Source organism: Streptomyces sp. NPDC085946 (genome assembly GCF_044540485.1).
Lineage (GTDB): Bacteria > Actinomycetota > Actinomycetes > Streptomycetales > Streptomycetaceae > Streptomyces.
The window spans coordinates 120,981-140,175 of sequence record NZ_JBITSF010000018.1; the positions used below are offsets into that span (position 1 = coordinate 120,981).

General features: G+C 73.8%; 16 protein-coding genes. 11 read left to right on the forward strand and 5 right to left on the reverse strand.

The features are described 5' to 3' along the window. Positions 1-24: 24 nt before the first annotated feature. Positions 25-1,131: a DUF5937 family protein gene (locus tag ACIF8T_RS29725; RefSeq protein WP_400039189.1), complete on the reverse strand. Its 1,107-nt coding sequence runs from the start codon at positions 1,129-1,131 to the stop codon at positions 25-27. A 160-nt stretch (positions 1,132-1,291) separates the two neighbouring features. Further along, positions 1,292-2,488 carry a threonine aldolase family protein gene (locus ACIF8T_RS29730; protein WP_400039190.1) on the reverse strand — a complete coding sequence of 399 codons (1,197 nt, stop codon included), beginning with the start codon at positions 2,486-2,488 and terminating at the stop codon, positions 1,292-1,294. A 186-nt stretch (positions 2,489-2,674) separates the two neighbouring features. On the opposite strand from ACIF8T_RS29730, the gene ACIF8T_RS29735 reads away from it, so the two are divergent. From ACIF8T_RS29735 to ACIF8T_RS29780, 10 genes are all read left to right on the forward strand, one after another. Then, complete coding sequence (locus ACIF8T_RS29735) at positions 2,675-3,607, forward strand: Rossmann-like and DUF2520 domain-containing protein (RefSeq protein ID WP_400039191.1); 933 nt, start codon at positions 2,675-2,677, stop codon at positions 3,605-3,607. After that, positions 3,604-4,614 carry a pantoate--beta-alanine ligase gene (panC, locus tag ACIF8T_RS29740; protein ID WP_400039192.1) on the forward strand — a complete coding sequence of 337 codons (1,011 nt, stop codon included), beginning with the start codon at positions 3,604-3,606 and terminating at the stop codon, positions 4,612-4,614. Before ACIF8T_RS29735 ends, panC begins: the two co-directional genes overlap by 4 nt. Next, positions 4,611-6,314, forward strand: a complete 1,704-nt coding sequence (locus ACIF8T_RS29745; protein ID WP_400039193.1) for an L-aspartate oxidase — start codon at positions 4,611-4,613, stop codon at positions 6,312-6,314. Before panC ends, ACIF8T_RS29745 begins: the two co-directional genes overlap by 4 nt. A 20-nt stretch (positions 6,315-6,334) precedes the next feature. After that, positions 6,335-7,306 (forward strand): carboxylating nicotinate-nucleotide diphosphorylase, encoded by a 972-nt coding sequence (gene nadC / locus ACIF8T_RS29750; RefSeq protein ID WP_400039194.1) that lies wholly within the window; start codon positions 6,335-6,337, stop codon positions 7,304-7,306. Positions 7,307-7,320: 14 nt separating this feature from the next. Further along, complete coding sequence (locus ACIF8T_RS29755; RefSeq protein WP_400039195.1) at positions 7,321-8,118, forward strand: type III pantothenate kinase; 798 nt, start codon at positions 7,321-7,323, stop codon at positions 8,116-8,118. A gap of 477 nt (positions 8,119-8,595) precedes the next feature. Next, positions 8,596-9,315 carry a hypothetical protein gene (locus ACIF8T_RS29760; protein WP_400039239.1) on the forward strand — a complete coding sequence of 240 codons (720 nt, stop codon included), beginning with the start codon at positions 8,596-8,598 and terminating at the stop codon, positions 9,313-9,315. Positions 9,316-9,380: 65 nt separating this feature from the next. Further along, complete coding sequence (locus ACIF8T_RS29765) at positions 9,381-9,566, forward strand: hypothetical protein (RefSeq protein WP_400039196.1); 186 nt, start codon at positions 9,381-9,383, stop codon at positions 9,564-9,566. Positions 9,567-9,747: 181 nt separating this feature from the next. Continuing rightward, positions 9,748-10,167, forward strand: a complete 420-nt coding sequence (locus tag ACIF8T_RS29770) for a BlaI/MecI/CopY family transcriptional regulator (protein ID WP_400039240.1) — start codon at positions 9,748-9,750, stop codon at positions 10,165-10,167. A 9-nt stretch (positions 10,168-10,176) separates the two neighbouring features. Then, on the forward strand, positions 10,177-10,710 hold the full coding sequence (locus ACIF8T_RS29775) for an amino-acid N-acetyltransferase (protein WP_400039197.1): 534 nt from the start codon (positions 10,177-10,179) through the stop codon (positions 10,708-10,710). Positions 10,711-10,970: 260 nt separating this feature from the next. Continuing rightward, positions 10,971-11,306: an Lsr2 family protein gene (locus ACIF8T_RS29780; protein ID WP_400039198.1), complete on the forward strand. Its 336-nt coding sequence runs from the start codon at positions 10,971-10,973 to the stop codon at positions 11,304-11,306. 104 nt (positions 11,307-11,410) lie between these two features. Here the strand turns inward: ACIF8T_RS29780 and ACIF8T_RS29785 are convergent, their stop codons facing one another. Then, on the reverse strand, positions 11,411-12,055 hold the full coding sequence (locus ACIF8T_RS29785) for an SCO3374 family protein (RefSeq protein WP_400039199.1): 645 nt from the start codon (positions 12,053-12,055) through the stop codon (positions 11,411-11,413). A gap of 430 nt (positions 12,056-12,485) precedes the next feature. On the opposite strand from ACIF8T_RS29785, the gene ACIF8T_RS29790 reads away from it, so the two are divergent. Then, positions 12,486-15,008, forward strand: a complete 2,523-nt coding sequence (locus ACIF8T_RS29790) for an ATP-dependent Clp protease ATP-binding subunit (RefSeq protein WP_400039200.1) — start codon at positions 12,486-12,488, stop codon at positions 15,006-15,008. A 77-nt stretch (positions 15,009-15,085) separates the two neighbouring features. On the opposite strand, the gene ACIF8T_RS29795 is transcribed toward ACIF8T_RS29790, so the two are convergent. Together ACIF8T_RS29795 and ACIF8T_RS29800 are read right to left on the reverse strand one after the other, a co-directional pair. Beyond that, positions 15,086-15,727 carry an HAD family acid phosphatase gene (locus ACIF8T_RS29795; RefSeq protein ID WP_400039201.1) on the reverse strand — a complete coding sequence of 214 codons (642 nt, stop codon included), beginning with the start codon at positions 15,725-15,727 and terminating at the stop codon, positions 15,086-15,088. A gap of 114 nt (positions 15,728-15,841) precedes the next feature. Then, complete coding sequence (locus ACIF8T_RS29800) at positions 15,842-18,985, reverse strand: NACHT domain-containing protein (RefSeq protein ID WP_400039202.1); 3,144 nt, start codon at positions 18,983-18,985, stop codon at positions 15,842-15,844. Between the last annotated feature and the right edge of the window lie 210 nt (positions 18,986-19,195).

The following is a 19,195-nucleotide window of genomic DNA, read 5'->3' on the forward strand; positions in this document are numbered from 1 at the left end:
GCCGCCGCCGGGGTCAGACAGCCCTTAGCGGAGTATCCCTTCCAGGAAGTCGCTGCCCAGCCGGGCCACCACCGCCACGTCCAGCTGGTGCAGGACGTACCGCCCGCGGCGGCGCGTGGTGATCAGGCCCGCCTTCTTCAGCACGGCCAGGTGCCGGGATATCTCCGGCGCCGTCACGCCGTGGGCCTGCGCCAGCTCGCTGGTGGTGTGCGCGCTGCGGGCCAGGTGGCGGCACATGCGCATGCGGACGGGGTGGGACAGCGCGGTCATCCGCAGCGCGAGCTGCTCGACGGAGGCCGGCGAGGCCAGTTCCGGCGAGCCGACCGGGTAGTGCAGCACCGGCTGCCAGCCGTACCGGTGCAGGACCATCAGGTGCGGCCAGCCCAGGCTCGTCGGCACGAGCAGCAGGCCGCCGTCCCCGGTGGCCGTACGGCCCTCGCCCAGCTTGTCGACCGTGATGCGGCCGGCGGCCTCGTCCAGCGTCACCGCCGGGGAGACGGCGGCCAGCGCCCCGGCCAGGCCCTTGTGCCGCAGCAGGTCCGTCTTGTGGCGGGTGTCCGCCGCGATCCGGTGGCGCAGCCGGGACCAGGCCTCCGCGAAGAACGCCTCGTCGCAGTCCCGCAGGAACTGGCGCAGCCACGCCCGGATCCGGGGCGGGTCCGCCAGCAGCCGCTCGGTGAACCGCAGTTGCTGCGGTCCGCGCGCGGCGGCCAGCTCCAGCGCCCGCCGGCGCGCCCCGGCGTCGGAGAGCGCCGTGGGGCCGGGCGTGCTGTACGGCAGCGCGCAGGTGAACTCCAGCGCCGCGTCCACGAACTCCTCGTCCGTCAGCTTGTCCAGGAGGTCCAGCTCCTCGGCGAGCGTGGCGCCCGGCAGCGTGCGGCCGCCCGGGACGCCGGCGCACGGCAGGAACAGGTCCGAGAACGTCGTCCGCCACAGGAAGTCGGCCTCGCACATCCGGTCGGCCAGGTGCGAGTCGAGCCGGGCCGTCACCCCCGTCACCCAGGCCTGCAGGCCGGGGTGGTGCCCCGGCTCGGACAGCGCGTGCAGCGCCATGCCGAGCTCGGCCAGGGGTGAGGGCACGACGGCGATCCTCTCCGGCCGCAGCCCCGTGATGTCGATGCGCACGCTCATGCCCACATGGTGCACCCCGCCACCGACAGCGCGGCCCCGGCGGCGGCCGTTCCCCGGGGCGGTCCGGGCCGGGCCCGGAGACGGGGCGCTCCCTGCCGGCCCGAGGTCCGGTCTTCGGGCCGGGGGCGCCGGCCGCCGCCCCCGGCGGCCCGGCGGAGCCCTACGCCCCCTCCCGCCCGGGCAGCCGGGCCGCGAACGCCGCCGCCGCGGACCGCACGTCCTCGGGCGTCCAGCCGAGCCCCTCCGCCCGTACGTAGACCTCCGTGCAGGACAGGCCCGGGCCCTTCTCGTCCCAGCCGTGCGCGAACAGGACGGTGCCGGTCTCCTCGGCGGTGCGGACCGCGGCCTCCGCGGCGGTGCCGGCGTGGTACGGCAGCCAGACCTGGAAGTCGTGGGTGTGCGGCACCTCGGGGTGGACGCGGGCCCACGGCACCCCGGCGGCCGCGAGGCCCTCGCGCAGCGCGGCGGCCACCACGCGCGCGTGCCGCACGTAGCCGGGCAGCCGCGGCAGCTCGCGCTCCAGGCCCGCGAGGGCCGACAGCACGGTGGGGAACTGCTGGTAGACGGTGCCGCCGTACCGGTGCCGCCAGGCCCTCGCCTCCTCCACCAGCGTGCGCGGACCGGCCAGGGCCGCGCCGCCGTAGGCGTCGAGGGACTTGTAGAACGACACGTAGACGCTGTCCGCCAGGCCCGCGATCTCGTCCAGGGGCCGGCCGAAGTGCTCGGTGGTCTCCCACAGGCGGGCCCCGTCGAGGTGCACGACCGCCTCCCGCTCCCGCGCGGCCTCCACCACCTCGGTGAGCTCCTCCCAGGACGGCAGGACGAAACCGGCGTCCCGGAGGGGCAGTTCCAGCATCAGCGTCCCGAACGGCTCCTCCAGGTCACGCACCTCCGCGGCGGTCGGCAGGCGCGGGGCGCTCGTCACCCGCACCGGCCGCAGCCCGCCGACCTGGCTCAGCGCGTGCCGCTCGTGCACCTCGGGGTGGCCGAGCGCGTGCAGGGCGACGACCGGGCTGCCGGTGCGGCCCGCCCAGCAGCGCAGGGCCACCTGCTGGGCCATCGTGCCCGTCGGGAAGAACGCGGCGGCCTCGGTGCCGAGCAGCGCGGCGGTCCTCTCCTCCAGGGCCGCGACGACGCCGTCGCCGTACACGTCGGCCGTCTCGTCGAGGTCGTACGAGCCGCCCGCCTCGTCCAGGAGCGCCAGGCGCTCCCGGAGGGTCCGCACATAGCCGGGGCGCGCGAGCGCACGTTGTGCGCCCCTGAGTGCTGCGAGGCGCCGCTCCCGCAGCCGTGTGCGCCGTTCCTCGTCGGAGACCCGCTCCGCCTGCCGCCCGTCCTGCTCTCCCGTGTCGTCCACGCCCGGATCATCCCGTGTCCGCGGCCGTGCGGGCACCCGCGTTTCCGCGCCCCCGTCCCCGGGCGGGCGGCCGCCCCCGCGGTCCGCGGCCCGCGGACAGCCGGACACCCCCCGAACCGATCGCGTTAACATGACGAGAAATCGTCCGGTACCCGGAGCGGACTGGAACGGGAAGGCCGCCGTCGCGTGAGTACAAGCCAACAGCCAGATCCCAGGGACCGCCCCGCGCGGCTCACCGTCGGCGTCGTCGGCGCCGGTCGCGTGGGACCGGTGCTGGCCGCGTCCCTCCAGCTCGCCGGACACCACCCGGTGGCCGTCTCCGGGGTCTCCGACGCCTCCAGGCGGCGCGCCGCGCAGCTCCTGCCCGACGTGCCGATGGTCCCGCCCGCCGAGGTCATGCGCCGCGCCGACCTGGTGCTGCTGACCGTCCCGGACGACGCCCTGCCCGGGCTGGTCGCCGGACTCGCCGAGACCGGCGCCGTACGGCCGGGCCAGCTCCTCGTGCACACCTCGGGGCGGTACGGCGCGAAGGTGCTGGACCCCGCCCTGCGGGCCGGCGCGCTGCCGCTCGCCCTGCACCCCGCGATGACCTTCACCGGCACCCCCGTCGACGTGCAGCGGCTCGCCGGGTGCTCCTTCGGCGTCACCGCGCCCGAGGAGCTGCGGCTGGCCGCCGAGGCCCTGGTCATCGAGATGGGCGGCGAGCCCGAGTGGATCGCCGAGGAGAACCGCCCGCTCTACCACGCGGCCCTCGCCCTCGGCGCCAACCACCTGGTCACCCTGGTCGCCCAGTCCCTGGAGCTGCTGCGCGCGGCCGGCGTCGAGGCCCCCGACCGGATGCTCGGCCCGCTGCTGGGCGCCGCCCTGGACAACGCCCTGCGCTCCGGCGACGCGGCCCTCACCGGCCCCGTGGCGCGCGGCGACGCGGGCACCGTCGCCGCGCACGTCGCCGAGCTGCGCCGGCACGCCCCGCAGACCGTCGCCGGCTACCTGGCGATGGCCCGCGCGACCGCCGACCGGGCCCTGGCCCACGGGCTGCTGAAGCCGGAACTCGCCGAAGACCTGCTGGGCGTGCTCGCCGACGGAGCGGCCCGGCCCGAGAACGGGGAAGCCTCATGAGCCGCGCTTTCGCACTCGTCCCGACCTTCGCGGACCTGCGCCGCGTCCTGGACCGCTCCGCCGTGCCGGGCCGCACCGCCGTCGTGATGACCATGGGCGCCCTGCACGAGGGGCACGCCACCCTGATCAGGACGGCCCGCGAGCACGTCGGCCGCGACGGCTTCGTCACCGTCACCGTCTTCGTCAACCCGCTCCAGTTCGGCGCCGGCGAGGACCTCGACCGCTACCCGCGCACCCTGGACGCCGACCTGAGGACCGCCGAGCGGGCGGGCGCCGACATCGTCTTCGCGCCGTCGGCGGACGAGATGTACCCGGGCGGCAGGCCGCAGGTCACCCTCCGCGCGGGGGCCATGGGCGAGCGCCTGGAGGGCGCCTCGCGCCCCGGCCACTTCGACGGCATGCTCACCGTCGTCGCCAAGCTGCTCCACCTCACCCGCCCCGACGTGGCCTTCTTCGGCCAGAAGGACGCCCAGCAGCTCGCCCTGATCCGCCGCATGGTGCGCGACCTGGACTTCGGCGTCGAGATCGTCGGCGTGCCCACCGTCCGGGAGGACGACGGCCTGGCCCTGTCCAGCCGCAACCGCTACCTCTCGCCCCGGGAGCGGCGCACCGCCCTCGCCCTGTCCCACGCCCTGTTCGCGGGCCGGGACCGGCACGCCGCCCAGGAGGCGCTGCGCGCGCGGGCCCGCGAGGTGCCCGCCACGCACGCGCGTGCCGAGGCGCTCAGCGCCCTCGGGGAGTCCCGCGCGGCGGCCGACGCACACGCCGTCGCCACGGCCGTCCCGGGCGCCGCGGCGGCCGTCCGCGCCGCCGCCCGGGCGGTCCTCGACGAGGCCGCCCGCCTCGACCCGCCGCTCGAACTGGACTACCTCGCCCTGGTCGACCCCTGCGACTTCACCGAGATCGGGGACGACTTCAGCGGCGAGGCGGTCCTCGCCGTCGCCGCCCGGGTCGGCTCGACCCGGCTGATCGACAACATCCCCCTCACCTTCGGAGCCGCCTCGTGACCAGCACAGGCATACGACTGCACGCGCCCGCGCCCGGGTGGTCCATCGCCGCGGACGTCGTGGTCGTCGGCTCCGGCGTCGCCGGCCTCACCGCGGCCCTGCGCTGCGAGGCCGCCGGCCTGCGCACGGTCGTCGTCACCAAGGCCCGCCTGGACGACGGCTCCACCCGCTGGGCCCAGGGCGGCATCGCCGCCGCCCTCGGCGAGGGCGACACCCCCGGGCAGCACCTCGACGACACCCTGGTCGCGGGCGCCGGCCTGTGCGACGCGGAGGCCGTGCGGATCCTCGTCACCGAGGGCCCCGACGCCGTACGGCGGCTGATCTCCACCGGCGCCCGGTTCGACACCGACGACGAGGGCGGCATCGAACTCACCCGCGAGGGCGGCCACCACCGCCGCCGCATCGCGCACGCCGGCGGCGACGCCACGGGGGCCGAGATCTCCCGCGCCCTCGTCGAGGCGGTCCGCGCGCGCGGCCTGCGGACGATCGAGAACGCCCTGGTCCTGGACCTGCTCACGGACGCCGACGGCCGCACGGCCGGCGTCAGCCTGCACGTCATGGGCGAGGGCCAGCACGACGGCGTCGGCGCCGTCCACGCCCCCGCCGTGGTCCTGGCGACCGGTGGCATGGGGCAGGTCTTCTCCGCGACCACCAACCCGCCGGTCTCCACCGGCGACGGCGTCGCCCTCGCCCTGCGCGCGGGCGCCGAGGTCAGCGACCTGGAGTTCGTCCAGTTCCACCCCACCGTGCTGTTCCTCGGCCCGGACGCGGAGGGCCAGCAGCCCCTGGTCTCCGAGGCGGTCCGCGGCGAGGGCGCCCACCTGGTGGACGCCGACGGCGTGCGCTTCATGGCCGGCCGGCACGAGCTCGCCGAACTCGCCCCCCGCGACATCGTCGCCAAGGGCATCATGCGCCGCATGCAGGAGCAGGGCGCCGAGCACATGTTCCTCGACGCCCGCCACTTCGGCGCCGCGATGTGGGAGCACCGCTTCCCGACGATCCTGGCCGCCTGCCACGCCCACGGCATCGACCCGGTCACCGAGCCGATCCCGGTCGCCCCGGCCGCCCACTACGCCTCCGGCGGCGTCCGCACCGACTCCCGCGGCCGGACGACCGTCCCGGGCCTGTACGCGTGCGGTGAGGTCGCCTGCACCGGCGTGCACGGCGCCAACCGCCTGGCCTCCAACTCCCTCCTGGAGGGCCTGGTCTACGCCGAGCGCATCGCCGCCGACATCGCGGCGGCCCGGGCCGGCGACGCGCTGGCCGCGGGCGAGCCCGCACCGCTGCCGTACGCCGAGCGCCCCGCGCACCCGCTGCTGCCCGCCGAGGCCCGCTTCCGGATCCAGCGGATCATGACCGAGGGCGCCGGCGTGCTGCGCTCCGCCGCGTCCCTGGGCAAGGCCGCCGACCAGCTCCAGCGGCTGCACAGCGACGCCCGCGACGCCCTCGACGAGAACGGCAAGACGGCCGAGCCCGGCGTCGACACCTGGGAGGCCACCAACCTCCTGTGCGTGGCCCGCGTCCTGGTCGCCGCCGCGCAGCTGCGCGCGGAGACCCGCGGCTGCCACTGGCGCGAGGACCACGCCGACCGCGACGACACCGCGTGGCGCCGCCACATCGTCGTACGCCTGAACCCGGACCGCACCCTGGCCGTGCACACGACCGACACCGCGGACTTCCCCCCGACCCGGCACCCGTAGCAGCAGGAGCAGTGACACAAGTGACCTCCCACGACCTTCCCCTCGCCTCGTCCGGAGGCTGCGGCGACGACTGCGCCTGCGGTGCCGACGACACCTACCTGGAGTGCGGTCTGGACCCCGCGCTCGCCCAGCTCCTGGCCGACGCCGGGCTCGACCCGGTGGAGGTCGAGGACATCGCCAACGTCGCCGTCCAGGAGGACCTGGCGCACGGCGTGGACGTGACCACCGTCGCGACGATCCCCGAGGACGCCGTCGCCACCGCCGACTTCACCGCCCGCGAGGCGGGCGTCGTGGCGGGCCTGCGCGTCGCCGAGGCGGTGCTCTCCGTGGTCTGCGAGGAGGAGCTGACCATCGAGCGCCACGTCGAGGACGGCGACCGCGTGGCGGCCGGCACCAAACTCCTGTCGGTCACCACCCGCACCCGCGACCTCCTCACCGCCGAGCGCAGCGCGCTCAACCTGCTGTGCCGCCTGTCGGGCATCGCCACCGCCACGCGGGCGTGGGCGGACGCCCTGGAGGGCACCAAGGCCAAGGTCCGCGACACCCGCAAGACCACCCCCGGCCTGCGCTCCCTGGAGAAGTTCGCCGTCCGCTGCGGCGGCGGCGTCAACCACCGCATGTCCCTCTCCGACGCGGCCCTGGTGAAGGACAACCACGTGGTCGCCGCGGGCGGCGTCGCCCAGGCCTTCCGGGCGGTCCGCGAACGCTTCCCCGACGTCCCCATCGAGGTCGAGGTCGACACCCTGCACCAGCTGCGCGAGGTGGTGGACGCCGGCGCCGACCTGATCCTGCTGGACAACTTCACGCCCGGCGAGTGCGAGGAGGCGGTGGCCGTCGTCGACGGCCGCGCCCTGCTGGAGGCCTCGGGCCGCCTCACCCTGGAGAACGCCAAGGCGTACGCGGACACCGGCGTCGACTACCTGGCGGTGGGCGCCCTGACGCACTCCTCGCCCATCCTGGACATCGGCCTGGACCTGCGAGCGGCGGAGTAGGGCGGGTACCGGTCATGCTGCTGACGATCGACGTGGGAAACACGCACACCGTCCTCGGCCTGTTCGACGGCGAGGACATCGTCGAACACTGGCGCATCTCCACGGACGCGCGCCGCACGGCCGACGAGATGGCGGTGCTGCTGAAAGGCCTGATGGGCATGCACCCGCTGCTCGGCGACGACCTGGGCGACGGCATCGACGGCATCGCCATCTGCGCCACGGTCCCCTCCGTCCTGCACGAGCTGCGCGAGGTGACCCGCCGCTACTACGGCGACGTCCCCGCCGTCCTGGTCGAGCCCGGCGTCAAGACGGGCGTACCGATCCTCACCGACAACCCCAAGGAGGTCGGCGCCGACCGCATCATCAACGCGGTCGCCGCCGTCGAGCTGTACGGCGGCCCGGCGATCGTCGTCGACTTCGGCACGGCGACGACGTTCGACGCGGTCAGCGCGCGCGGGGAGTACGTCGGCGGGGTCATCGCCCCCGGCATCGAGATCTCCGTCGAGGCACTCGGCGTCAAGGGCGCCCAGCTCCGCAAGATCGAGGTGGCCCGGCCCCGGAGCGTGATCGGCAAGAACACGGTCGAGGCGATGCAGGCCGGCATCGTCTACGGCTTCGCGGGCCAGGTCGACGGCGTCGTCGACCGCATGGCCCGCGAGCTCGCCGACGACCCGGACGACGTCACCGTCATCGCCACCGGCGGCCTCGCCCCGATGGTCCTCGGCGAGTCCTCGGTCATCGACGAGCACGAGCCGTGGCTGACCCTGATCGGCCTGCGGATGGTCTACGAACGGAACGTGTCCCGCCTGTGAGGACCCGCCGCGGTGCCGGGTCGCACGACCCGGCACCGCGGGATGCCGCCGCGCCCACGGGGCCGCCCCCGGCGGCACGCGGTCGCCGGGGCGCGGGGGGCGGGCCGGGGAGATCCGCCGCGACGGCCGCCACCCGCGCCCGGCGTCCCTCCGGCGCTCCTCCGAAGACCGGTCCGGCGGCACCCCGCCGGGCCGGGCCCCGCGGCGCGACCCGGACCCGCCCCCACCCGGGCGCCGCGGTCTTTGCCCCGGCCCTGTCCATCGCTCGCGGGCCCCACGGCAGCCCTCCGCACCCCGGCCGCACCGGCCCCCACCGGCCACCCGCGGGCCCCCGGCCCCACGACACGCCCCGCCCGGCGGCAGGCCGCCCGCACCCACGCGAGTGGCCCCCCACGCCACACCTGCCTCTTATGTCAAATTTGTCTGATTAGCGCGTATCGTCGCGGCATGCCCACGCCTTATGGAAACCGCGGCGGCATGGCGTTCGGCACGGAGGAGCTGCGTGTGCTCCGCCGCGCTCTCGCCCTCGCCCTCCACCCCGCCCCCGCCTCGTCCGACGACGTCCAGGACTGCCTCCGCCTCGCCGAGTCGCTCGACGAGGCGATGCGCGAGGGTGCCCGCCTGCGTGCCTTCCTCGTGGCCGACCTCGGCCGGTACCGTGCCGCCCTCCCCGGCACCGCCGCCGGCTACCTCACGCTCCTGGGGGAGGCGCTGGCCGCCGGCCACCGGCCGACCCCCGACGACCTCGCGGCCCTGCGGGCCCTGCGCGGCAACCCGGCGGCGGCCGTCCTGCTGCGCCGCTGCGAGGCCCTGGCCGAACAGGAGGTCCGTGCCCGCCTCGCCGGCCGCGCGGTCCCGGCCGGCGAGGCCGCCGCGCTCCTGCCGACCGTCCCGGCCTCCCGCGCCCGCCTCACCGCCCTCCCGGGCGGCCGGTCCGACGGACCCCCCTCCCAGGTCCCCGCCGGGCGCGCCGCGGCAGCCGGGGAACCCTCCCGGGCCCCCGCCGAGAACCCCGGGGACCCCGGGGGCGAGCCCGCCCGGAAGCCGGCCTCCAGGCCCGCCCCCGCGGCCCCCCGGCCGGCTCCCGCCCCCGCCGCCCCCAAGCCCGGCCGTCCGATCCCGACCCCGGGCGAGGTCTTCCCCCGCCGCAAGCCCGGGCAGCCCTCCGCGGCCGCCTGCCGGCTCGCCGCGGGCTGACCCGCGACCGGCCCGCCGGGCGACCCCTGCCCCTCCGGCGCCCGCGCGCTGGCTACCCTGGAGCCATGGACTACGTCTCCGCGCTCCTGCCCCCGGCCGTCATGGCCGTCCTCTTCGGCGCCGTGATCCGGGTGATCGTGAAGACCCAGGGCGGCTCCAACAAGACCAAGGAGGACGCGGCCGTCGACGCCGCCCTGGCGCGCGCGGAGAGCGCCCGCCAGGCCACCCCGACGACGGCGGCCGACGCCTGACCCCTCCCTCCCGGGCCCGACGCCGCCCCGGCGTACGACTCCGCGCACCCCGCGCTTCCGAGTCGTACGCCCTTTTTGTGCCCGTTTGCCGTCCAAAGCGCCGTCCGCCACGCCAATGCCGGGATCTCCCACTATTGTCTGAGGTGTGCCTCGCCCCTTGGGAGAACTCGAAGACGCGGTCATGACGCGGGTATGGAAGTGGAACCGCCCGGTGACCGTTCGGGAAGTCCTTGAAGATCTTCAGAAGGAACGGTCCATCGCGTACACCACGGTGATGACCGTTTTGGACAATCTCCATCAGAAGGGCTGGGTGCGCCGCGAGGCGGAAGGCCGGGCCTATCGATATGAGGCGGTCTCCACGCGCGCCGCCTACGCCGCCGCGCTGATGAACGACGCCTGGTCGCAGAGCGACAACCCCGCGGCCGCTCTGGTCGCCTTCTTCGGCATGATGAGCGAGGAACAGCGCCACGCACTCAGCGATGCCGTACGCATCGTCCAAGGCCCGGAAACGGCGGAACCCGCCGCACCCGCCAAACCCGCGGAACCGGTGGAAGGCGCCGACGAGAACCCCGGCTCGGCGCAGGGCGGCGCCGGGCGATAGCGTCCGCCCATGTCCGCGAAGAGCCCCGAAGCCACCGCAAAAGCCATCACCGTCCGACGGGCCCGCACCGGCGATGTCCCGGCCGTCCGTCGCCTCCTCGACGCCTACGCCCGCGACGGCATCCTGCTCGACAAAGCGATGGTGACGCTTTACGAGGACATCCAGGAGTTCTGGGTCGCGGAACGGGACGACAACGCCGAGGTGGTCGGCTGCGGGGCGCTGCACGTGATGTGGGAAGACCTCGCGGAAGTCCGCACGCTGGCCGTGAAGCCCGGACTGAAGGGCGCCGGCGTGGGGCATCAGTTGCTGGAGAAGTTGCTGCACACCGCCCGCTGGCTCGGCGTTCGCCGTGTTTTCTGCCTCACCTTCGAAGTGGAGTTCTTCGGCAAGCACGGCTTCGTGGAGATCGGCGAGACGCCCGTCGACACCGACGTCTACGCGGAGCTGCTGCGTTCCTATGACGAGGGCGTAGCGGAGTTCCTCGGTCTCGAACGAGTGAAACCGAACACCTTGGGCAACAGCCGGATGCTTCTGCATCTGTGATCGCCGGGCCCGGCAACGCCGCCCGGCACGCTTCGCCAAGACCTATTCCGCCGCCGCGGGCCCATGCCCGGGTGCCCTATGTCCGAAACGCGTACGTTTCCGGTGCACCGGCGGGCCGCCGGTTCCCGTCGGGGGTTTGTGTTTTTCCGGCAAAAGCGGTTTGCTTTCCGACGTACTGCAGTACTGCATATAACAGGGGACGGCGATACGGCGGACGCCGGCACAGCCCGGCCCTCAAGTTATCGATGAAAGGAAATCCGGTGGCACAGAAGGTTCAGGTCCTTCTTGTCGATGACCTCGACGGCGGCGAGGCGGACGAGACCGTGACGTTCGCGCTGGACGGCAAGACGTACGAGATCGATCTCACCACCGCCAATGCGGACAAGCTCCGCGGCCTTCTCGAGCCTTACGTGAAGGGCGGCCGCCGTACCGGGGGCCGTTCCGCGGGCGGGCGCGGCAAGACGCGCGCCGCTTCCGGCGGCAGCCAGGACACCGCGGCCATCCGCGCCTGGGCGAAGGAGAACGGCTACGAGGTCAACGACCGCGGCCGCGTCCCCGCGTCCATCCGCGAGGCCTACGAGAAGGCCAACGGCTGATCCGTCGGCCTCGGCAGCACTCCTTCGACAGCGCACGCGAGAACGACCCCGCACGCGCCGGTGAGGACCCCGCGCACACCGGCGGGGCCCCCGCGGCGGCGGGCCTAGGAGCAGGTCGTCGGCCGGGCGCGGGCGCGCCGCAGCCGGACCCGGTGGCACTGTGTGGCCACCGTGTCCACCAGCCGCACGAGATCGGGGGCGTCCGCACCGCCGCCCCCCAGGGCCGACAGCGTCGGCAGCGAGGCCTCGACCTCGCGTCCCGGCACGGGGGGCCGCAGCCACAGCGCGGCCCCCGGCGCACCGCGGCGGTCCAGGGGAAGCGGCCGCGGCGGAGGCGGACCGGGACTGGGGGGCAGGGGCGCGTCCATGAGACCGCCCGCGCCGATCGCGACGAGATCGAGCGCCAGCGCGCCCCACTCCAGCCACTCCAGCAGCCCGGGCAGCTCCTCCGCGCCGCCCTCGGCCACCAGCAGCCGCATCCGGTCGCCCTGCACCGCCACCGGCGCGTGCGGCCCCAGGCGCCGCAGCGCCGCGTACCCGGCCTCCGCCGGCACCTCCAGGACGTCGAAACGGACCCCCACGGCCAGGCGCACCGCGGCGCCCGGCGCCGGGCCGGGCACCGTCGGCCAGCCCAGTCCGTCCTCGTACCACCGCCGGACGCGGTCGCCGTCCGGGCCCGCCGGGTCGGGTGACCGGCGGGGGGACGGGACCGCGCCGGCCCCGTTCACCGGGGGGAGGGCGCCCACCATGCCACGTGCAACCGACGGAAGCGCGTTCGGGTTACGCTGGGTGTGACCACGTGTGCGCAGAGTGGCGGAAGAGGGGGCGTGTGGGGGTACGGGGCGGCGCAAGGTTGTTCGCCCGTAGCGGAGCCGGAGGGGGCACTCTGCATGGACTGTCGGTGCCTGCGGGTAAGACATGCCTAGTGGGAGGGGGCGACACGCAGGAGAGGCGGTCTCACGTTCGCCATCGGCGTACTGGCGGAAGGGGTATCTGCCTGGCCTGCGGGAACATCGTCTCGCACCATCGGGTTGGAGCAGATGTCGGCGTTCGGGGTCAGGAGGCCAAGGACGGTGTCGGCAGTTGGAATGAGCGGTCCCCGCTCGCGGGACTAAGCTGCGGAAGGACAGGGAGGGGAAGTTCCCCCCACTGCCTGACCGCTCTGAGGAGCGATTAACGATGTTCGAGAGGTTCACCGACCGCGCGCGGCGGGTTGTCGTCCTGGCTCAGGAAGAAGCCCGGATGCTCAACCACAACTACATCGGCACCGAGCACATCCTCCTGGGCCTGATCCACGAGGGTGAGGGTGTCGCCGCCAAGGCCCTTGAGAGCCTCGGGATTTCGCTCGAGGCGGTCCGCCAGCAGGTGGAGGAGATCATCGGCCAGGGGCAGCAGGCGCCGTCCGGTCACATCCCCTTCACCCCCCGTGCCAAGAAGGTCCTGGAGCTGTCCCTGCGCGAGGCGCTGCAGCTCGGCCACAACTACATCGGCACGGAGCACATCCTGCTCGGCCTGATCCGCGAGGGCGAGGGCGTCGCCGCCCAGGTCCTCGTCAAGCTGGGCGCAGATCTCAACCGGGTGCGGCAGCAGGTCATCCAGCTGCTCTCCGGTTACCAGGGCAAGGAGACCGCCGCCGCCGGCGGTCCTGCCGAGGGCACGCCCTCCACGTCCCTGGTCCTCGACCAGTTCGGCCGGAACCTCACCCAGGCCGCCCGCGAATCCAAGCTCGACCCGGTCATCGGGCGCGAGAAGGAGATCGAGCGGGTCATGCAGGTGCTGTCCCGCCGTACCAAGAACAACCCGGTCCTGATCGGTGAGCCCGGCGTCGGCAAGACCGCCGTCGTCGAGGGCCTCGCCCAGGCCATCGTCAAGGGCGAGGTGCCCGAGACCCTCAAGGACAAGCACCTCTACACCCTGGACCTCGGCGCGCTGGTCGCCGGCTCCCGCTACCGCGGTGACTTCGAGGAGCGCCTGAAGAAGGTCCTCAAGGAGATCCGCACCCGCGGCGACATCATCCTGTTCATCGACGAGCTCCACACGCTGGTCGGTGCGGGTGCCGCCGAGGGCGCCATCGACGCGGCCTCCATCCTGAAGCCGATGCTGGCCCGCGGCGAGCTCCAGACCATCGGTGCGACCACGCTGGACGAGTACCGCAAGCACCTGGAGAAGGACGCGGCCCTGGAGCGCCGCTTCCAGCCCATCCAGGTCGCCGAGCCGTCCCTGCCGCACACGATCGAGATCCTCAAGGGCCTGCGTGACCGGTACGAGGCGCACCACCGCGTCTCGATCACCGACGAGGCGCTGGTCCAGGCCGCCACCCTGGCCGACCGGTACATCTCGGACCGCTTCCTGCCGGACAAGGCGATCGACCTGATCGACGAGGCCGGCTCCCGGATGCGCATCCGCCGGATGACCGCGCCGCCGGACCTGCGCGAGTTCGACGAGAAGATCGCCGGCGTCCGCCGCGACAAGGAGTCCGCGATCGACTCGCAGGACTTCGAGAAGGCCGCCTCCCTGCGCGACAAGGAGAAGCAGCTCCTGGCCGCCAAGGCCAAGCGGGAGAAGGAGTGGAAGGCCGGCGACATGGACGTCGTCGCCGAGGTCGACGGCGAGCTGATCGCCGAGGTCCTCGCGACCGCCACCGGCATCCCGGTCTTCAAGCTGACCGAGGAGGAGTCCTCGCGCCTGCTGCGCATGGAGGACGAGCTCCACAAGCGGGTCATCGGCCAGAACGACGCCGTCAAGGCGCTGTCGAAGGCGATCCGCCGTACGCGCGCGGGGCTCAAGGACCCGAAGCGTCCGGGTGGCTCGTTCATCTTCGCCGGCCCGTCCGGTGTCGGTAAGACCGAGCTGTCCAAGGCGCTCGCCGAGTTCCTCTTCGGCGACGAGGACGCGCTGATCTCCCTCGACATGTCGGAGTTCAGCGAGAAGCACACGGTGTCGCGTCTCTTCGGTTCGCCCCCCGGTTACGTGGGCTACGAGGAGGGCGGCCAGCTGACGGAGAAGGTGCGCCGCAAGCCGTTCTCGGTCGTCCTCTTCGACGAGGTCGAGAAGGCCCACCCGGACATCTTCAACTCGCTGCTGCAGATCCTGGAGGACGGTCGCCTGACCGACTCCCAGGGCCGGGTCGTGGACTTCAAGAACACGGTCATCATCATGACGACCAACCTCGGCACCCGGGACATCTCCAAGGGCTTCAACCTGGGCTTCGCGGCCTCGGGCGACACGAAGACCAACTACGAGCGCATGAAGAACAAGGTCTCGGACGAGCTCAAGCAGCACTTCCGGCCCGAGTTCCTCAACCGCGTCGACGACGTGGTCGTCTTCCCGCAGCTGACCCAGGCCGACATCCTCCGGATCGTCGACCTGATGATCGGCAAGGTGGACGAGCGCCTGAAGGACCGGGACATGGGCATCGAGCTCTCCCAGTCCGCCAAGGAGCTGCTCGCGAAGAAGGGCTACGACCCCGTGCTCGGTGCGCGGCCGCTGCGCCGCACCATCCAGCGCGAGATCGAGGACTCCCTCTCCGAGAAGATCCTCTTCGGCGAGCTGCGCCCCGGCCACATCGTGGTCGTGGACACCGAGGGCGAGGGCGAGACCAAGAAGTTCACCTTCCGGGGTGAGGAGAAGGCCGCTCTGCCGGACGTCCCGCCGATCGAGCAGGCGGCCGGTGGCGGTCCGAACCTGAGCAAGGACGCGTAAGCGCCCGGCCCGTACGGCCCAGCGAGAGGGGCCGGTGCCCGACGGCACCGGCCCCTTTCGCGTGTCTCCTGCCCGCTCTACGAGAGCTGCCCGTCGTAGTCCGGCAGCTTGAACGTCTTCTCGGCGTGGCCGCCCGACAGGTCGGTGGCGCTGTTGCCGATGTTCGCGATGATCGTGTAGCCCTTCGACTCGATGTCGACGCGCTGGGCGGTCTTGTAGTCGGCGACGTTCTTGAACAGGTCGAGGAAGCCGCGGACGTAGAGACCGGAGACCCGGTAGCCCCGGTACTTCAGGTTGTAGTCGGTCGCGGAGGAGATGATGCCCGGCCGGGCGGTCACGAAGAACAGGGCGACACCGCGGTCCTGGGCGTACTTGGCGACCTCCTGGACCGGCTTGTTGGCCGGCGACGGGTAGCTGAAGCCGAAGTCGGTCTCCAGCGTGGTGTTGTCGACGTCGAAGACGATCGCCTGCTTCTCGCCCGGCCGGGTGGCGGCGATCCGCTGCTCGAGGTACGGCAGGGCCTGGTCCATGACGGCCTGGCAGTCCTTCTGCCAGGTGGCGTAGTCGACGGCCGCCGCCGCGGTGGTGCCGGCGGTGACCGCCGCGGGGCCGCCGGTGGCGGACGCGGCCTCGGCGGGGGCCGCCAGGGCCACGAAGGCGGCCGCGGAGACCGCGGTCACGCAGGCGCGGTGCAACCAGGGGCGTCTGCTGCTGGTCATGTGGGGGGTCCTCTCACGTCCGTACTGCTGCCATTGACAGGTGCATGATGTGGGGCGTGGGTGGCGCAGGGAAAACCGTAGGGTTACCGGATGGTAGGGGGGAAGAGGCGTGCGTCAGACGACGCCGTGCATCCTCGTCACCGAGGGGGTGACGGGGAGGGGGGCGAGGACCTGTTCCGGTATCGCGCCGGTGTCCGCGGCCAGGATGATCTGGAGCGCGCGCAGGTTCGGGAAGAGGGCCGGGATCCGCGAGACGTCCTCGGTGCCGCGGAAGTTGTTCAGCCGCAGGGTGGTGATGCCGGGGAGCGGCGGGCCGGGCCATCCGACGGCGCGCCAGTCCAGGCGCAGGTCCTCCAGGGCGGGGAGGCGGACGACCTCCTCGCAGTCCCGGGGGGTGAGCGCCGTGTCGAGGGCGGCGAGGCTGAGCCGGGTGAGTGACCGGAAGCGGTGCAGTCCGCGCAGGCCGGTGTGGTGCAGCGCGTCCTTGGTGAAGCGCAGGTAGCGCAGCGGCAGGTCGGTGGGGAGGGCCTGGTCGAGGGAGTCGGCCGTCAGCTCCACCCCGACGTCCAGCTGGTCCAGCGTCGCGGAGCCGGAGAGCACGCGCAGGGCGTCCGGCCGGTCCAGGGCGGGCAGGACGTCCAGCGACAGCCGGCGCAGGGGCAGGAGGGCCAGCGGTGCGAGGTCGTCCACGTACGGGCACCGGTTGACGTCCAGGTGGGTGAGCCGGCGCAGGTCCGAGAGGCTGTCCAGGTCCCGCAGCCTGTCGTTGTCGCGGACGACGAGTTCCGTCACCAGGGCGGGGTCGAGGCCGGCCGCGATGTCGGCCGGATCGATGTCCCCCGAGAGCTGGACGCGCCGGCGCCCGCCCAACTCCCGCAGGAACCACAGCTGTTCGGCTGAGCGGGCGGTGAAGAACAGGTCGTCCTCGCGCAGTTCGGCGATGACCAGCCGGCCGTACCGCCGGGTCGGGAACCGGCTCCACGTCCACGTGAGCTGCGCCCGGACCTCCAGCGCGGGATGGTCCCGGAACCGTGCGAGCACCGGTACCGCCGCCTCCGTGCCGATCAGGGACGCCGTGACGACGACCGCCCGGGCCTCGGTGTCGCTCAGCCCCTCGGGGCCGGGCAGGAGTTCGAGGACGAGCGGGCCGACGGAGGCGAGGGCGCGGGCCTCCTCGGTGGTGCGGGGCGGGATGAGGGAGGCCGCGTCGCGCTCGACGGCGGCCCGGACGGCCGGGTCGAGCTGGGTGGCGTGCTCCAGCGCGGCGAGGGCGAGCAGCCGGACGCGGGTGGCCGCCGGGCCGTCGAGGCGCCGGGCCGACGCGGTCAGGTCGGTCAGCAACTGCGCGCGCTCGCGGGGCCGGGCGTGCGCGACCGCCATGCGGATCACGTCGGCCCACTGCGCGTCGACGGCGTTGCGGACGAGCAGGCCGAAGTCGCCGTCCTCGACCGCGGCCTTGGCGCCGAGGTAGTCCTGGAAGGTGCGGTGCACGAACTCGACGGTGCCGGGCGAGGGTTCGCGCAGCAGGCCGCTGCGCAGCAGCAGGTGGCCGAGGATCCGCTCGGCGTCGCCCTGGGCCGCGGCGGCCGGGAGGGAGGGCAGCACGTCGGCGACGATGCTCAGGGCGCGCTCGCGGTCCACCTCGGACTGGTGGTTGCGGATCAGCCAGTAGGCGAGCCGCTGGAGCAGCTGGATCTGCGGCAGTTCGGTCAGGCGGACGCCGTCGTCGGCACCGCGGGGGAGCATGTCCCGTTCCTCGTCGCGGCGGGCGAGCAGCATCGACAGGGCGGCCTCGTACAGCTCCTGGCGGCCGTGCGGGAGGTAGCCGCGCCGGTCGCGGTGCAGGGCGCAGATCAGGCCGCACATCAGGGGGTTGGTGGCCAGGGCGCCGAGGTCGGCCTTGGTCCGTACGGCGTCCAGCAGGGAGCGTTCGTAGCCGTCGAGGCGCTCCCGCTCCGGCTCCGGGGCGTCGGCGCGGGCCGCCGTGTGCCAGCGGGCGACGAAGGCGGCCACGTCGGCCTGGCCCATCGGCGTGAGCGTCAGCTCCGTGAAGCCGTCCGGGGCGAGCCAGTCCTCCCGGACCGCGGAAGGGCGGGAGGTGACCAGCCAGCGGTTGCCGGGATAGACGTCGAGCAGCTCGCGCAGCCAGCGGCGGGTGCGCTCGCGGTCCCGCTCGGGGATCTCGTCGAGCCCGTCGACCAGGAGCAGCCCGCGGCGGCCGGTCAGCACCCGGTCCGCCCAGCCGTCCGGCTGGTTCGCCGCGAAGGGGACGCGCACGGCGGCCAGGAACGCGTCGGGGGAGGGCAGGCCGTCGGCGCGGCGGACCAGGGTGCGCAGCGGCAGGACGAACGGGACGAGGTCGCCGCGTTCGCCCCGGGCCGCGGTCACCGCGAGCCACTGCACGAGCGTCGTCTTGCCGGAACCGGCGACCCCGCGCAGCAGCACCCGGTCGTGCTCGGCGAGGGCCTCCTCGGCGGGCAGGGCGGTGGCGGCGGAGGCGATGCGCACCCCGTCCGGCCCGGTGGCGTCGTCGTCCCCGCCCGGGGCCAGGGCCTGGAGGCTGAGGTAGGCGGCGTCCAGGGGCCAGCGGTCGGGGGAGTCGACGAGGTCGATGCCGTAGATGGTCAGCCGGGCGTGCCGGGCGGTGACGTAGGCCAGGTAGCGGCGGTCGAAGGCGGCGTCGGTGCCGCCGGGCGGCGGGGTCAGGGCGATCAGCGCGTCGACCTTGGCGATGAGCTCGCTCTGCCGGCGGGTCTGCTCGACGAGGGTGCGGGCGACGAACGCGGAGCGCTGGGTGAAGAAGTGCAGGACGTGCAGGCAGGCCGTGTGCAGCAGGCGGACGTAGCACAGGCCCGCGTCGAAGGACAGGTCCCGGGCCGGGTCGCCGGCGGCGGAGCGCAGTTCGGCGGCGAGCCGCTCGTGCCCCAGCTCCACGGCCTGGACGTCGGTCAGGGTGAGGTCGCCGAGGGCGTGCAGGGTGTCGGCCAGGGCGTGGACGACGGCCTGCTCCTCGTCGGCCGGCAGGGGGCGTTCGCCGGTGCTCACGGCCTGGCGGACCAGCTCGGCGGAGAGCCGGTGCAGGTCGGACCGGTCCAGGGTGCGCTGCTCGCCCCTGAGGGTCCGTGCGGAGAGCAGCCGCGCGATCCGTACGGGGCGGTCGACGAGGTCGGCGCCGGGGGCCGGGGGCGCGAAGAGCCGTCTGACGAGCGGGGCGACCAAGGACGACGCGAGCCTGGTGCCGAGCACTGCCGGGTCCACTGCCCTCCCTTTCGCCTGTGCGCCGGAGCCGGCGTCAGCGTAGCCCCCGTCACATTCCGCCGTCTCTCGATCTCGGCCGCCGGTGACATGGCGCACAGGCCTTTTGTCCGGTACTAACCGAAATAGTGGAAAAAGCCGAAAGAAGGCGAGGGGAAGAGGGCTTCTGTTTGGGGACGTAGTGCGCCCTGATGAGGGGATTTGTCTCGAATG

Coding starts and splice junctions, on each gene's coding strand:
- ACIF8T_RS29770 (WP_400039240.1), top strand. CDS start 9,748: ATGACGCGGGTATGGAAGTGGAACCGCCCGGTGACCGTTCGGGAAGTC.
- ACIF8T_RS29725 (WP_400039189.1), bottom strand. CDS start 1,131: ATGAGCGTGCGCATCGACATCACGGGGCTGCGGCCGGAGAGGATCGCC.
- ACIF8T_RS29765 (WP_400039196.1), top strand. CDS start 9,381: ATGGACTACGTCTCCGCGCTCCTGCCCCCGGCCGTCATGGCCGTCCTC.
- ACIF8T_RS29755 (WP_400039195.1), top strand. CDS start 7,321: ATGCTGCTGACGATCGACGTGGGAAACACGCACACCGTCCTCGGCCTG.
- ACIF8T_RS29760 (WP_400039239.1), top strand. CDS start 8,596: ATGGCGTTCGGCACGGAGGAGCTGCGTGTGCTCCGCCGCGCTCTCGCC.
- ACIF8T_RS29795 (WP_400039201.1), bottom strand. CDS start 15,727: ATGACCAGCAGCAGACGCCCCTGGTTGCACCGCGCCTGCGTGACCGCG.
- ACIF8T_RS29775 (WP_400039197.1), top strand. CDS start 10,177: ATGTCCGCGAAGAGCCCCGAAGCCACCGCAAAAGCCATCACCGTCCGA.
- ACIF8T_RS29790 (WP_400039200.1), top strand. CDS start 12,486: ATGTTCGAGAGGTTCACCGACCGCGCGCGGCGGGTTGTCGTCCTGGCT.
- panC (WP_400039192.1), top strand. CDS start 3,604: ATGAGCCGCGCTTTCGCACTCGTCCCGACCTTCGCGGACCTGCGCCGC.
- ACIF8T_RS29785 (WP_400039199.1), bottom strand. CDS start 12,055: ATGGTGGGCGCCCTCCCCCCGGTGAACGGGGCCGGCGCGGTCCCGTCC.